Source organism: Micromonospora sp. NPDC085948 (assembly GCF_040686315.1).
Lineage (GTDB): Bacteria > Actinomycetota > Actinomycetes > Mycobacteriales > Micromonosporaceae > Micromonospora.
On record NZ_JBFBJW010000006.1, the window covers coordinates 352,027 to 365,628 of the forward strand.

A 13,602-nucleotide genomic window follows, 5' to 3' on the forward strand; every position below is an offset into this window, starting at 1 on the left:
AGTGGGCCAGCCCGGCTGCCCTCACGTTCGCTTTTGTTGCGTCGTCCACACGGCCGCGCTCACGGTGCCGCCCGCCGGCTTCGGCGCTGGGAGGTGATTCGTGTGCCGAGGTTGATCCCGTCCAGGTCGTGCAGGTCATACAGACCCTTTCGCGGGACGCGTCGAACGTCCACCGAGGTGCTGGAATACGCGACCAGACGGTCGAATCGAACGCCCGGAGCCTAGACGCCAAAGAGCACGCGTCTGGGCCTCGGTCGGGGGTGCGGATCGATGGTCCGACGCTCTCGGGCGGACGCTGGGCGGCCGCCACCGATCGATCGCTGTCAGCCCGCTCGCCTGATCCACGCCGTTCGGTCGAACGTAGCTCCGCGGGCCAGCAGCACGCGATGTAGGCCCGGAAACACGAGGACAGGTTGTCGGCCACCGACCGGGGCCAGGCTCCCCTCCGTGGTGCGGCCGATGCGGCACGAGGCGTACCGCAGTGTTCGCCTGACCGACGACTCGGGGCGACGTCTCGGTCAGCTCCATCACCATCTATATAGCCATGACTGGACATCACCCGCACCACTGCCACCACGACCATGGACCCGACGACACTCTCCCGTACGGCCAGGTTGAGGTCCCCGCAGGCTTCGGCCGACGGGCGCTTCTGGCCGGAGCCGGCGGGACGCTGATGCTGGCCGCGCTGCCGACCGCGGCCCGGGCGGCCAACACGACGATGGTCGGCGCCCCGACCGCGGCGGTCGGCGCCGGACGGTCATCCTCGATCACCCAGGGCACGACGCTGGTCCACGCGGACATGCACAACCACACGGTCATGTCGGATGGTGACGGCAGCGCCGAGGCCGCGTTCGCCTCGATGCGCGAGGCCGGTCTGGACGTGGCCGCGCTGACCGATCACGCGACGCTCTTCGCCATTGAAGGTCTCAGCTCGTCGGAGTGGCGGACCACCGGTGACCTGGCCAACGCGGCCAATGACCCAGGTCAGTTCACCGCGATCCGCGGGTTCGAGTGGTCGCATCCGCTGCAGGGGCACATCAACGTCTGGAACACCTCCGACTTCGCCGACCTGTTGCGGGCCGGCAGCCCCGGCAGCCTGTACAACTGGCTCACCGGCCGACCCGGGGGTCTGGCGAGCTTCAATCACCCCGGTCGGGAGGCGGGCCGGTTCAACAACTTCTCCTTCAACGCCTCGGCCCGTGATCAGCTCGTGGGGCTGGAGATGTTCAACCGGACCGACGACTTCCTCTTCGAGGGCTGGTCGTCGGGCGTAACGTCGCCCCTGGTGGCTTGCCTGAACGCCGGTTGGCGGCCGGCTCTGACCGGCGTCACCGACGAGCACGGCACCAGTTGGGGCTTCCACGAGGGCAAGGGCCGTAGCGGTCTGTGGGTCGCCGAGAACACCCGCGCCGCGGTGTTCGAGGCGATGGCCGCTCGCCGTTCCTTCGCCACCCGCGTCTCGGGGCTGCGGGTGGACGCCACGGCCAATGGCGTACGCATGGGTGGGGTGTTGAACGTGACCTCCGGTGACGTCCGGTTCCTGCTGGACCTGGACCGCGGCTCGGCCTGGGACGGCAAGCCCCTGCGGATCCAGGTCCTGCGTCCCGGCACCTCGGCGCCGACCGTCGTCGACGTCATCGACACCGTCAACGGTCAGGTCACCGACTTCACCGTGCCGCTCGACGTCGCCGACGGCGACTGGGTGGTGCTCCGGATCTCCGATCCGTCCCTACCCAACGGCACCCCCGGCCCAGCCGGTCACCCGTGTAACGACTTCGCGGTGGCCTACACCAGCCCCTGGTGGCTCCGGCCCTGACCTCCGAGGTGCCGGTCCCGGCACTGCCGACCAGCCGCAGGCGGCCGCGTCGGTCGTTCCGGGACCGGCGGGCCTCAGCTCAGAAGCTTTTCCGTGAGGTCCATCAGCCGCTCGGCGTCGCGGGGGTCGAGGGTCGGGAAACTGGGCGGAAGTCGCTTCCCCCGGTCGATGGCGGTCACCGGCGCGGCCGGCGGCGCATCCAGGAACTGGTGAATCGGCGCCACCGCGTCTGCGACAGGTCGGGCCGCCACCGCCGCAACCGCCAGCAGTCCTCGGACCATCAGCGGGAGTGCGCTTCGATCGCCGCTCTTGGTGAATCCGGGATGGTAGAGCACGTATCGGGCGCGGCTGCCGGACCGCTGGCCGAAGCCCACGCCGAGCAGGTCGTTGGCTCGACCGGCCTGCAGCTGTGCGGCGATGGCCGAGTAGCCCGACTTCAGCTGCGGGTCGGCCCAGTGCACCTTCCCTTTGGTGACCCCGACACCAGCGACGTTCACGATCACCGGCGCGGTAGCCCGGTCCAGGGCCGGACGCAGGCCGAAGCTGAGCAGATATCGACTGAGGTAGTAGAGCGCGAATGTGTGCTCCAAGCCCTCGACGGTCATGATGCGTCGCGGCGTCACAGCATTGGCGAACAGCGCCAGCGCGTCCACGACCTGGTTCTCGGTAAGGATGTGCTCGATGACCTGCCGCGTCTCGGCCATGCTGGACAGGTCGACGGGAAGGAAGGCGATCGAGCCGCCGGCTAGGGCCTCGCCGCGTTCGCGGCTGCGGCCGAGTACCAGGACCCGGTCGCCGCGTTCGGCCCGCCCCAGGGCCAACGCGCGTCCCATCCCGTTCGTGCCGCCACTGACTACCACGACGCCCATGTCGTTCCCCATTATCGTTGCTCATTGACGTGCTCATTCTGGGCAGCCGGTCGGCGGAGGCGAAAGAAGGCATTTTTATGTCCACAAGTAACACCGGTGTGAGTGCCTCGCTACACGACCATCAGCTGCCGACACCCGTTCCGGTCGGCGAGTACGAGCACTGTCCGGTCACCGACGTGCTGCGGCGGGTGAGTGACAAGTGGACGCTGTTGCTGGTCACCCTGCTCGGCCGGCATCCGTACCGGTTCAACGAGTTGCATCGGGCCGTGGAGGGCATCAGTCCGCGCATGCTCACCCGGACGTTACGCACGCTGGAGAGCGACGGTCTGGTCGAGCGGGAAGTGTTTCCGACGTTGCCGCCGAGCGTCGAGTACCGGCTGACGCCGCTCGGCGTCAGCCTTCTAGAGCCGCTCTCCGCGCTGGCCGACTGGGCAGTCGACCACCACGCCGAGATTGCCGCGGCACGTCGGGGACCCCGCTGAGACACCACGCGATGCTCATCTGTCGCTGACAAGGCGCAGCGTTCGTGAGCGTGCTGCCCGATCGACCGATGCGGCTTCGGAGCCAGCACTGGCGTGGTGCCGGCTGTTGAACTGGGGCCTGTCGGCGCCAATCACGAGGCCGGGTGGTCGGATCGGCGGATGCCGGTCAGTCCCGCGGTTGGGTGAGCCATTGGTCGAGTGTCAGGAGTCCGGGATGGATCCGGCGGAGTGCGGGGATGTTGGCCGCATAGCCGGTTTCACCGAACCAGAACAGCATTTTCGCCTCGGGGCCTGCCAGCTTCAGTAGGGGCTTCGGCAGGCGGGTGTAGCGGATGCGGCGTCCTGCGCCGCGCAGGGTCTGGGCGATCTGCGCGATGGTGAGTTCGTCGCCGGCGAGTTCGAGGGCTTGTCCGGCGAACTGCTCGGGTCGTTCGAAGGCGAGTCGGGCGAAGACACCGATGTCGGGTACCGCGATCGTCTGGAGGGTTTTGGTCGGGCCGAGGGCGGCGGCCATCATGCTCAGGCCGACGCTGGCCCCGCGCAGGGTGAAGACGCTGGTGAACGTGGTGGGCCGCAGAATCGTCCAGCTGAGGCCGGTCGTGCGGAGGTGTTGTTCGATTTCCCATTTGGTGTCGAAGTGGGGGATGCCGCGCACACGTTCGGCGCCGCCCACGGAGGTGTAGACGAGATGCCGGCTGCCGGCTGCCTCTGCGGCGTCGATGACGTTCCTGCCCTGGCGGACTTCACCGGAACGGCCGGCGGTGCGGCTGTTCTGCACGCTGAACACACCGTACGTTCCGGCGATTGCCCCCTTCAGAGATTCCGCGTCGTCCATGTCGCCGGCTGCGATGGTGACCCCCCGTTTGGCCAGGGCGCGGGCCGCGCGGCCGGCGGGGTCGCGGGTGAGGGCGCGAACGGTCCAGGCGCGGGTGCGCAGCAGCGCGTCGACGACCGCGCCGCCTTGGTTACCCGTCGCGCCGATGACCAGAATCACAGGTGCGGGCCGGTTCGGCGTTGGCTCGGTTGACATGGCACTCCTTCGTGTCGACGGTGAGCCGGTATGCTATTGATGAACTAGGTGAAACTTACCTGGTTCACTATTACTGTGTGGAGTATTTCGATGGAGGTGTCGAGTGTCAAGCCGTCCGCAGACTGGAGACAGCGACGCGGTTCGTCTCGGCGAACTGCTTGGCCGGTCCTGGCGAACCTTCTCGAGGCTGGGGCAGGCCCGCTTCGCTGAATCCGGGCTGTCCGCGGCGAGTGTGCGCCTGCTGCTGGCGCTGGCCGCTGAGCCGGACAGCCGGATGGGGGACCTGGCCAAGCGGCTTGGTGTGACAGCCCGGGCTCTCACGCCGATCACCGACAGCCTGGCCAACGACGGTCTAGTTTCGCGGGTGGTCGACCCGACCGACCGGCGCGCCTTCAAGCTGGTCCTCACCGGACTCGGCGCCAGCCGAGCCGAGAACCTCAGCATCCTGCAGGCAGAGATCAGCGACGAGATCTTCGGCGCCCTGACCTCCGAGCAGCGGCGCGAACTGGGGCGACTGCTCCGCACATTCGTCGAGGCGGCGGGTGACGAGACAACCGACGAGTGCTGACCGCGAATACCGGCCCGTCACCCGCCGCCCTTAACAAGCCACCAGCAACCCACTACTGGGCGCAGTAGTCGATCGCGCTATGGAGAAGTGACGCCGAAGTACCCGACCAGGTGCACGCCCGGCCGGTTGGCGACCAACGCATCCATACTTCTCGCTGACAAGGCGCGGCGATCGCTAGCCCCAGTCCTCGGGGGCCTCGACGAGTTTGCATCGAAGCGCGTCGCGGATCAGCGAAGCGTCCTCGCCGAACGAACTGCTGAGATCCCAGTATTCGTGGTTGAGCGCGTCATCTGGATCGAGGCGGCCGATCAGATCGGCGACGTCGTCGAGTTCGAAGTAGGTCGCGGACGCGGCAAACGCGGCAATCTGCTCGGCGGTGCAGTCGTCCAGTTGTCCGAGCCGGTACGGGCACGGCGGTTGACGCACGAAGAAGGCCGTAAGCTGCAACAACTCGTCCGCCGGGGCAAGCACGATTCAGTACGGGTTCGGCGGGCGTTGATCATCATGGCGTCGGCGTCCGGGACACCTGTCCCGGCGATCGCCCGGCTGATCGCCGGGCACGAGGACACCGTCCGCGACGTGATCCACGCGTTGTTTCGCCTTCGACCAGTGCGGGCCACTGTCGATCCGACCGCACCACGGCCGCGGCTGGGTTCCGCAGTCGCATCCGGCGGCTGCCGGCGACGTATCACCGCACGCACGGCATCCGGTACTTCCACGGCTGCTACAGCCTCGGCGACGACCCCGGCCACCCGGCCCGCCCGCACCAACGTCGAGCCGTGTCTCACCCCGACCAGTGCGTCCTCGGCCAACCCCATCGAGGCCCCGTTCGGGCCGCTACGCATGTTCACGATGGCCAACTCGAACCACCCCAATCACATGGTCCTGGCCCGCGAGCTGCACAAATACCTACGCTGGCGCTACGCCAACGCCCGCCACCCGGACGTCTTGGCCGCGCAACGCCGCGAACGCGCCCGCCTCCGCAGTGAACGCCAGCAACGCTGGGGCCGCCCCCGCAGGAAGCCGCCTGAATATCGGGCCCTGTGACAGCCTCGACTACAAGATTTTGGTCATATGCACGCTGTTCGGGTCCTCTGGGTAGTCGGCGAACGGCTCGCATCGGGTGAATCCGTACTTCGCGTAGAGCGCCCGCGCCGGCGCAAAATGGTCATCCGCGCCGGTCTCCAGGTATAGCCGGGTGAAGCCGCGACGGCGGGCCTCTGCCAAGACGTGTTGGAGAAGCGCGGAGGCCACTCCCCGCCGCTTCGCGGTCCGGGCGGTCCGCATCGACTTGAGTTCGGCGCTCGTGTTGTCCAGCTTCTTGAGAGCTCCACAACCCACGAGTTCGTCACCGTCGTAGACCGACCAGAAGGTCACTGCGGGCTGGCGCAGCCCGTCGAGGTCAAGGGCATGCTTACTCTCGGGCGAGCTGACCGCTCGCATTTCATCGAGGTGCTCCTGCAAAAGCGCCTGGATCTTAGGCCCGGACAGGTCATCCACGACGATCTTCATGCCGCGATGGTAAACCGGCCTGCCCGGCAGCAGTGGCGACAAACTCACCGCGGGACCACCATGCCGGTAGACGTACGTGGTCACCGCACTAGCAGGTCGAGTGGAACAGCCCTGCGACGGCGGTGCCACTGGTGGCGAGGGCGTTGTAGATCTGGACTGCCTCGGTCGTCTGGGCCACGTGAACGGCCACCCCGCGCTCCTCGAGCAGCCTGAGCGTACGTGCGTCGACCTGCAGTTGCAGTTGCATGCCACGCGACAGAACGACGGCCTCGGCGCCATGAGAGAGAAGTTCCTCGACGTCGTCCGGTTGGACGCCGGGGTTGTGACGGGTACCGGTTTCGGACCAGTCCCACGGGCGGCCACCGCCGGGGTAGAGCTTGAAGTCCTTGCCAACTCCAAGGTCCTCGACGTCCATCCGACCCCACGAGACCGACAGGACGAGCGGTGAACTGGTTGTTTCGCTGGTCACGGCGTCTCCTCGGTGACGGCAGCCGCGGCGGCGGCACGGGACGGAGCCAAGACCGCCGACCGTCGATCCACAGTATCTTTGGGCGCCGATCCGCGTGGTGCCTCCGCTACCCGCGATCCGCGCGCCACACGTTGCTACTCCGGGCTAGCTCGGGTTTCGTCCGGGGGCGTCCGATAGCAGGCGCGTTCAGGCGGATCACGCCAGGCGTTCGCGGCGGTGGAACGGCATCGCCGAGGGCGGTCGTCAATCCCGGGTCAGTTCCAGGGATCGGCGTTCGGATTCTCACCGAGCAACCGCGCGCTCTCCAGGCACAGGCCCTCGCCGAACAGCTGATTGCCACCGGAGTCGGTGCCCCACGTGTCGTCGGCGACGGCAGCGATGGCGCGCCATGTGTAGCCCTCAGCCCGCCACTGCCTGACCTGTCGCGCTATGTCCGTGGTCACGGTTAGTCCCCACCCATCCGCCACGTGTCGAATCTACGCTGCGCCTGGCAACGCACCGATGGCCGACGGCCGTCAGCTCCGGTCCCAGTCTCCGGGGAGCAGGGGGAGGGCCGGTTGGGCCGGATAACGGTGTGCGGACGGAACGGCCCCCACCGTACGATCCACGAGCCGGGTCGGCTCCCAGGTGCGCTTCCTTCTGACCCTTGTCCTGGAACTAGCGTGCCGACTCTCCGACCCGGCTCTCATCTTTCTCCGGGCCCGGTAACGGCCGGTGCCCCCGGATCGACGGGGAAGGAGGGCCGATGGACGCGGTTGCCACGGTGGTGCTTCGCCGAATCGGGGCGGTTCCACTCCCGACGGCGGGTTCGCAGACCCCCGCCGACGGCCCGGCGTGGGTCACTGCCCTCGAAGCCGACCTCGCGGCCCGGGGTTGGCTGCTCGACGCGGCGCTGCGAGAGCGGTTCGCGTCGCTTGACCCGCTGACGCGCATGCGCTGGGCGGACTGGCTGTCGGCGGTGGCCGACGAGGTCGTCGGCGCCGACCGTGACCACGTACCGCTCTTCCGCCGGTTTCCCGACACGCCGACCGCCCCGGAGGCGCTCTACGTCGAGCGGCTCATCGTCCACCTGCTACAGACGGCCGCGGCGCCGTGCATCCTGTGCGGGACGGTCGGCAGCGTGCAGCCGCTCGACCCGTGCGGCCATCTCGTATGCGCCAGCTGCTTCGCACCCGAGGTTTACACCGCATGCCCGATCTGCGGCCGGCGGCTCACCGCCGACAACACCTACCTGCCGCTGATCCCCACCCCGCGGACCGGGCCGGCGTCCCGATCGGGGTACGCGACCACCGCCGCACCGGTGTGCCTGCGGCGGCTCACCCTCGATGTGACCCCCGAGGTCACCGCCCTGCGCCTGCGGGACAGCCTGGTGGCCCGCCCGGCAGCGCTCGGCGCGGCGGACCTGGCTGATCTGCGGACGCTCGTCGCCGCCACCGCACCAGGGCGGCTCGACTGGCTGCCGGACGTCGTGCCGGCGCGGGAGACCCTGGCCGGGGTCATCGCCTGGGCGCTGCACGCCACGGCGCTCACCGACACCGCCGGGCAGGTGCTCGCGGACGCCACCGCCCGGTGGCGCACAGCCACCGACGTGGCGCGCACGCTGTGGGCCTACTCGGGCGGCGACCCCGGACTGGTCCTGCCGCGCCCGCGCGAGACAGGCGGGCCGTTGGAGGCCTATCGGGCGGTCGACGAGCCGCGCGTGACGGTGGAGGTCCCAAGGGTCCGGGCCCTGCCCCGGCCGCTGCGCCGCGCCGTACTGGCTTTCCTTGACTCGCTCGACCCGGCCACCGCCGCCGAGGACCTGGCGCGCCACCCGGTCGTGTGGAAGCGGCTCGCCGAGCGGCTGCACCCGTTCGAGTGGGCCAGCGCGTATCCGCGGGCCGCGGTCGTGTTCGCCACGCTGCGTGCCACCCGCGTCCCGGCCGTCAGCTCCCTGGGTCGGACCCTGGCGGCGGTCAGCGCCCGCCGGCCGGAGCGGTTGATCCTGTCGAGTCACGCCGACGACACCGTCTCGGTGCGGGTGCGAACCTTCGCTGCACTTGTCGAGCAGGCCGTCGCCGGCGATGACGCCGTCGCGGCCGCCGCCCTCCTCGCCGACCGTCCGGGCGACCTGTGGCGGCGTATCGATCACCTGCTGCGCCTCGCCGACGACCCGGCGGCCGAGCAGTTCGTGCTCGACGCCGCCGCGCGGGTCGCGCCGACGGTCGCACCGATGGTCCTCGCCAGCGCGGCCGCTGCCCTCCACGGCCGGGACACGACCATCGCCGTCGAGGCGGCCGAGGCGCGGGCCGCCGTGGCCGCCGACGCCTCGGTCGCCGACGTGGCCGCGACCGGCAGCGCGACCGGGATGGGCGCCGTCGGTGCCGCGCTGCGCCGCGCGCTGGGCATGGGCGGGCCGGCCCGCAGCGCGGTCGTGTCGCCGGTGCCGGCGCGCGGCCCCGAGCCAGGCACCCCACGGCGGACGTTCTTTCCCAAGGGCGACGTCGTACGCACCTGGACGGCTCCGGAGCGGCGCCGGAGGCTGCCCGCCGACGCGGTTACGCGCGTCCGGGTGACCGTCGATGGGGAACTCGCCGAGCGGGCCGGCCGGCACGACCGGTTCGACGTCGCCGTTCTCGACGCTGAGCTGGCGCACGTTCCCGCTCCCATGCGCGAGCGCGCCGGCTCGGAGCAACTGGCCGGCTGGTCCCGCGGCAGTGTCCGCGCACTCGACGGTCACGAGGTGGTGCGGCTGTTCCTGCACTGGGTCGACGCCGGGTCCTCCCGGGTCGACCTCGACCTGTCGTGTGCCTTCTACGACGAGGCCTGGACACCGGTAGGGCACTGCGACTACACCCGGCTGCGGTTCAACGCGACGGCCGCCGTCCATTCCGGTGACCTCACCTCCGCCCCGGCCCCGCTGGGCGCGACGGAGTTCCTCGACCTGAACCAGGCCGCGCTCCGGGCGGCCGGGGTCGTGTGGGCCGTACCGGTCGTGTTGAGCTACAACGACGTCCCCTTCGAGGCGCTGACGGCGGCCTTCGCGGGGTTCTCCCTGCCGCAGGAACAGGGTGCCGCGTTCGACGCCGCCCGGGTCATGCAGCGGTTCGGGCTGCGTGGAGATGCCCGGTCCCTGGCGCCGCTGGTCCTCAACGTGCGCACGGGCCAGGTGATGTGGGTCGACGCGAGCCTGTCGACCCGGGGCTACGGGCACAGTGTCGGCCAGTACGGTCCACGGCTCGGTCGGGTCGCCGCGGACCTGTGGGAGCACTTCGAGGCGGGTACCCGGGCCAGCGTGCTCGACCTCGTCGCGTGGCACGCGGCGGCCCGCAGCGACCGGATCCTCGTCACCCACGCCGATGGCACCGCCACGGAGGTGCCGACCGGCGCTCCGGCGGCGACCGTGGCGGCGATTCGGGCGGCGGCGGCCGAGCCGGGCGATCTCGGCGTGCTCACCTCATTCGTCGGGTCGAGGGTGCTCGCGTCCATGGTGGACACCGTTCGACTGGAATCGACAGTCGGCGCCGACGTCGCCGGGGGATCGGCGGCTCTGCTGATCGAGGGCCGGGCCGGCACGCCCTGGACCGCGCTGACCGTCGCCGACCTGATGGCCGGCCTCGTTCCCAGCCTTGGTGCGGCATCGCCGGCGGTCCCGGGCCACGGGTAGGGGCGGGGCCGACGAGCGGTGGGCGTTCATGGTCGGAAGTGGGGCAGATCCACCCCAGAGGTACGACGTTCTTCCCGCACGGCCTCCTCCACGAATGCCCTCAGTATCGGTAGTGGCAGGCCAGCGTCGGTCAGGAAGACCTCGGCACCACCGGCGTTCTCGCCGGCGAACGTGACAGTCACGAGAGCCGGACCCAGCTCGTCGTCCACCAGTTCCGCCAGCTCAAGCGCCGGGCCGTCATGCCGTATGGCGTCGTGGTAGGCCATGACCTGGAACCGCCGGCCGCCGTACGCAAGGGGTATAACCATCGGCAGACCTTCGCACGACGCGCTCACCCGCCGCCACGCCAGCAAAGTCCAGGGCCGTACTTGTCATCGCCGGATGGCCACTGCTCATCGGGGATGATGGATAGACGTCCGGTGCGGGGAACGAGGGAGTGCGCCGTGGAGCTGCAACTGCGGATGTCCGACAAGGCACGGGATTTCGTCGAGCAGGTACTGCACGAGATGCTGGTGCGATTTCCGATCACTCGGGACGAGGCGGTGGGTCGGGTGAATCAGGCTTGGGGACACATCGACCACATCGGCGACAAGGACCTGATCTTCCACGAATCACCCGACGAGTGGGCTCGTACCATCTACTACGGCAAGGACTCGCGCTGGTGGCAGGGCGAGGAGGGGCTCAGGCCGTTGCCGTACGAGTTGGACGCGGGATAGAGCGTGGCGCTCGTGGGCTGGGGGTTCGTCGCAAGCCCACCGAGGCTCGTACGCAGAGGCCCGTCACTGGAGTTTGCTGGTGACGGGCCTCTGCGTAGAGACGGCTTACCTGTTGAGCGGGACCCGCTCGAACCGTACCCGGCTCAGCCATCCCGGGAGGTCACTGAGCACGTACAGCTCGCCGTGCACATCGGCGCCGAACGCCGTCGGTTGGGTGGGGAAGGTGCCGATCTCGGCGGACTCGTAGCCACCCGTGGACTTGGGACGCACGGCGAACGCGCGGGTCGAGCAGTAGTCGCTCGCGATGTAGGTCCCGCGCGCCTCCGGGGTGACGGAACCCCGGTACACCAGGCCGCCGATGATGGAGCAGTTCTCCGTCATGTAGTGGTCGTACTCGACGACCGGGTCGGTGAGCCGTACGCCCGGCCGGCACTGCGTCTCGTCGAAGACCGGCGTGCCCTCTCGGCACGACCAACCGAGGTTCGCTCCACGCTGCCACGGGCGGACGTGGTTGATCTCCTCGATCAGACCCTGGCCGACGTCACCGATCCACAGCGAGTTGTCGACCGGGTCGATGGAGAACTTCCACGCGTTACGCAGCCCGTAGACCCAGATCTCCGGTCGCGCGCCCGGCGTGCGGACGAACGGGTTGTCGGAGGGTACGCAGTAGCGCTTGCCCCCGCAGGATCGGTTGACGTCGATCCGCAGAATCTTGCCGAGCAGGGTGCCCAGGTTCTGGCCGCTCTTGAACGGGTCGTTCGCGTTGCCGCCGTCGCCGAGGGACCAGTAGAGGTAGCCGTCGCGGCCGAAGGCCACCTGTCCGCCGTTGTGGTTGCCGAACTCGGCGTGCTCCTGGGTGAGCAGCACCTGCAGCCGGTCGGGAGCACCGATGGGCACTCGCGCCAGGGTCAGCGCGCCGGCCGGCAGGCTCGTGTAGGCCACGTAGAGGATCCCGGTCCGCGCGAAGTTCGGCGCGGGCGTGATGCCGAGCAGGCCCCGCTCGTTGTCCGACGTGTCGATCCGGGCGGTCAGGTCGAGCACCGGCTCCGCGGCCAGGCCGGTGTCGGGGTGGTACGCGCGGACGGTGCCGTTCTTCTCCGCGATCAGCATCCGACCGTCCGGCAGTCCGGTAATGGCGATCGGGCGCTGCAGCCCGAACGCCACCCGTTCGGACACCACGGTCAGCTCGGCTAGTGGCGCGGCACGGGTGTGGACTGTGCCGGCTGCCGCGGTGCTTGCCACCGGCGGTGGCAACAGAAGCGCGGACAGGGTCAGGATGAGCAGCCCTGCCAGCATGGTGGCCGGGCGATAACGCCGTCGCTGCATGTTCAGCTCCTCGAGCAGGTGGGCGGAGGGTGTGATCTGGAAGCGGGGCCGGCCCAGGGTGCCTACGCACCCTGGGCCGGAGTGGTGCCGTGCCGGTCGGACCTGCCGATCAGGAGATGGTGATGTCGCTGCACCACATGTAGGTCTGGTCCAGGTGGGACGCCCTCCAGAGCACGAACAGGATCTGGTTCCCGCTGCGTGCGGGGAGCGACACGTTGAACGAGATGTTCTGCGCTGGCGCGTATCGCCCGGTCGTCGTGATCAGGTCGAGGTTGCCCCACCCGAGCCGTTGGGTGGCCGGGTTGAACCCCTGCTTGGTGACGTAGACCTGGAAGTAGTCAGCACCGTGGCTGGCCTGGTCGTACATCTGGACCGTGAGGTTGCGGCTGACGGGGGTCGTCTTCCACGCCCCGGGCTGGTTCACGGCGTTGTTCCTGGAGAGGCCGTTGCTGCACAGTTGCCCATCCGGGGTTTTGGCCTGGTACTGGCCGCCGAGACCGTCGCGCAGCTGGCTCATCCAGTTCCACATGGTGTCCGGGTTGGCCTGGAACGCCTGCCAGCACATCGGGTCCTGCTGCTGCATGGCCGGGTTCATGTGCTGGCTGCCCCAGGCCTTCCAGCACTGGTACGCGCGAGTCGCCGGATTGATGACGGTCCCGTGTGCCTGAGCAGCGCCGGTCCAGGGCAGCGTACCGATCACCATCGCGAACATCAGGACGAGCGCCTGGAGGGATCGACGGACGGTTGACCGGGGTCGTCCGCCGGATTGATCGGGCTTGTGTAAACGCACTGTTCATCCTCCGTTCCTCGGTACGAAACATCAGTGTGGGAACGCTCCCAAGGCCACTGTTGCATCTATCCACTCAAATATCAATGCTGATCTATCTATGGGTGGATGTGGAGCGAGCTGTCCCGGATCGTCGGATCTTTGCCGGGTCCACGCGCCCTGCTCGGCAGTCCGGCGTGGTCGGCCCCCGGCCGCCACGTCGTGCCAGCGGCCATCTCCGCGGAGGTGGAAGCCGCCGCCCTCTTGGACGTGGGGTGCACCCGGGCACGTCAGGCGTCGAGCGCGTCGGCCGTCGTGGACGGTGGCCGGGGATGCATGCGGCGGGCGAGAAACGTCTGCCCGGCACGATGCTCGTCCTCAGGGCGATGGCCCGGCGGTGGG

The 13,602-nt window shown here is 69.2% G+C and carries 13 protein-coding genes and 1 pseudogene; 6 read left to right on the forward strand and 8 right to left on the reverse strand.

Annotated features, from left to right (window positions below; genetic code table 11):
- The first annotated feature begins 544 nt into the window (after positions 1-544).
- Positions 545-1,816, forward strand: coding sequence for a CehA/McbA family metallohydrolase (locus tag AB0O48_RS19100; protein ID WP_365067151.1), 1,272 nt, complete (start codon positions 545-547; stop codon positions 1,814-1,816).
- A 74-nt stretch (positions 1,817-1,890) separates the two neighbouring features.
- On the opposite strand, the gene AB0O48_RS19105 is transcribed toward AB0O48_RS19100, so the two are convergent.
- The gene (locus AB0O48_RS19105) at positions 1,891-2,685 is read right to left on the reverse strand and encodes an SDR family NAD(P)-dependent oxidoreductase (RefSeq protein WP_357570090.1); all 795 of its coding nucleotides are present in this window, start codon (positions 2,683-2,685) and stop codon (positions 1,891-1,893) included.
- 77 nt (positions 2,686-2,762) lie between these two features.
- Between AB0O48_RS19105 and AB0O48_RS19110 the strand changes: the two genes are divergently transcribed.
- Complete coding sequence (locus tag AB0O48_RS19110) at positions 2,763-3,167, forward strand: helix-turn-helix domain-containing protein (RefSeq protein ID WP_357254512.1); 405 nt, start codon at positions 2,763-2,765, stop codon at positions 3,165-3,167.
- Between the two features lie 166 nt (positions 3,168-3,333).
- Here the strand turns inward: AB0O48_RS19110 and AB0O48_RS19115 are convergent, their stop codons facing one another.
- Positions 3,334-4,197, reverse strand: a complete 864-nt coding sequence (locus AB0O48_RS19115; RefSeq protein ID WP_357570089.1) for an NmrA/HSCARG family protein — start codon at positions 4,195-4,197, stop codon at positions 3,334-3,336.
- Positions 4,198-4,300: 103 nt separating this feature from the next.
- On the opposite strand from AB0O48_RS19115, the gene AB0O48_RS19120 reads away from it, so the two are divergent.
- Together AB0O48_RS19120 and AB0O48_RS19125 are read left to right on the forward strand one after the other, a co-directional pair.
- A complete protein-coding gene (locus AB0O48_RS19120) occupies positions 4,301-4,765 on the forward strand; it encodes a MarR family winged helix-turn-helix transcriptional regulator (RefSeq protein ID WP_357254507.1) in 465 nt (154 codons plus the stop codon).
- A 390-nt stretch (positions 4,766-5,155) separates the two neighbouring features.
- Positions 5,156-5,812, forward strand: a pseudogene (locus tag AB0O48_RS19125) (hypothetical protein).
- Between the two features lie 9 nt (positions 5,813-5,821).
- Here the strand turns inward: AB0O48_RS19125 and AB0O48_RS19130 are convergent.
- From AB0O48_RS19130 to AB0O48_RS19140, 3 genes are all read right to left on the reverse strand, one after another.
- Entirely contained in the window at positions 5,822-6,277 is a 456-nt protein-coding gene (locus AB0O48_RS19130) for a GNAT family N-acetyltransferase (protein WP_357254505.1), read from the reverse strand.
- An 88-nt stretch (positions 6,278-6,365) separates the two neighbouring features.
- Entirely contained in the window at positions 6,366-6,746 is a 381-nt protein-coding gene (locus AB0O48_RS19135; protein ID WP_357254502.1) for an Mth938-like domain-containing protein, read from the reverse strand.
- A 254-nt stretch (positions 6,747-7,000) separates the two neighbouring features.
- Positions 7,001-7,189, reverse strand: coding sequence for a hypothetical protein (locus AB0O48_RS19140; RefSeq protein ID WP_365067158.1), 189 nt, complete (start codon positions 7,187-7,189; stop codon positions 7,001-7,003).
- A 302-nt stretch (positions 7,190-7,491) separates the two neighbouring features.
- Between AB0O48_RS19140 and AB0O48_RS19145 the strand changes: the two genes are divergently transcribed.
- Positions 7,492-10,392, forward strand: coding sequence for an MXAN_6230/SCO0854 family RING domain-containing protein (locus AB0O48_RS19145; RefSeq protein WP_365067161.1), 2,901 nt, complete (start codon positions 7,492-7,494; stop codon positions 10,390-10,392).
- A gap of 26 nt (positions 10,393-10,418) precedes the next feature.
- Here AB0O48_RS19145 and AB0O48_RS19150 read toward each other — a convergent pair whose 3' ends face one another.
- Positions 10,419-10,700 carry a hypothetical protein gene (locus AB0O48_RS19150; protein WP_357570086.1) on the reverse strand — a complete coding sequence of 94 codons (282 nt, stop codon included), beginning with the start codon at positions 10,698-10,700 and terminating at the stop codon, positions 10,419-10,421.
- 135 nt (positions 10,701-10,835) lie between these two features.
- Between AB0O48_RS19150 and AB0O48_RS19155 the strand changes: the two genes are divergently transcribed.
- Complete coding sequence (locus AB0O48_RS19155) at positions 10,836-11,108, forward strand: hypothetical protein (protein WP_357570085.1); 273 nt, start codon at positions 10,836-10,838, stop codon at positions 11,106-11,108.
- Positions 11,109-11,213: 105 nt separating this feature from the next.
- On the opposite strand, the gene AB0O48_RS19160 is transcribed toward AB0O48_RS19155, so the two are convergent.
- On the reverse strand, positions 11,214-12,434 hold the full coding sequence (locus AB0O48_RS19160; protein ID WP_357254492.1) for a PQQ-dependent sugar dehydrogenase: 1,221 nt from the start codon (positions 12,432-12,434) through the stop codon (positions 11,214-11,216).
- Positions 12,435-12,543: 109 nt separating this feature from the next.
- Complete coding sequence (locus AB0O48_RS19165) at positions 12,544-13,137, reverse strand: lytic polysaccharide monooxygenase (protein WP_357376961.1); 594 nt, start codon at positions 13,135-13,137, stop codon at positions 12,544-12,546.
- Positions 13,138-13,602: the final 465 nt, after the last annotated feature.

What these genes read in the sequence shown, in the direction of transcription:
- AB0O48_RS19100 (WP_365067151.1), top strand. Translation starts at nt 545, where the DNA reads ATGACTGGACATCACCCGCACCACTGCCACCACGACCATGGACCCGAC.
- AB0O48_RS19105 (WP_357570090.1), bottom strand. Translation starts at nt 2,685, where the DNA reads ATGGGCGTCGTGGTAGTCAGTGGCGGCACGAACGGGATGGGACGCGCG.
- AB0O48_RS19110 (WP_357254512.1), top strand. Translation starts at nt 2,763, where the DNA reads ATGTCCACAAGTAACACCGGTGTGAGTGCCTCGCTACACGACCATCAG.
- AB0O48_RS19115 (WP_357570089.1), bottom strand. Translation starts at nt 4,197, where the DNA reads ATGTCAACCGAGCCAACGCCGAACCGGCCCGCACCTGTGATTCTGGTC.
- AB0O48_RS19130 (WP_357254505.1), bottom strand. Translation starts at nt 6,277, where the DNA reads ATGAAGATCGTCGTGGATGACCTGTCCGGGCCTAAGATCCAGGCGCTT.
- AB0O48_RS19145 (WP_365067161.1), top strand. Translation starts at nt 7,492, where the DNA reads ATGGACGCGGTTGCCACGGTGGTGCTTCGCCGAATCGGGGCGGTTCCA.
- AB0O48_RS19150 (WP_357570086.1), bottom strand. Translation starts at nt 10,700, where the DNA reads ATGGTTATACCCCTTGCGTACGGCGGCCGGCGGTTCCAGGTCATGGCC.
- AB0O48_RS19160 (WP_357254492.1), bottom strand. Translation starts at nt 12,434, where the DNA reads ATGCAGCGACGGCGTTATCGCCCGGCCACCATGCTGGCAGGGCTGCTC.
- AB0O48_RS19165 (WP_357376961.1), bottom strand. Translation starts at nt 13,137, where the DNA reads ATGGTGATCGGTACGCTGCCCTGGACCGGCGCTGCTCAGGCACACGGG.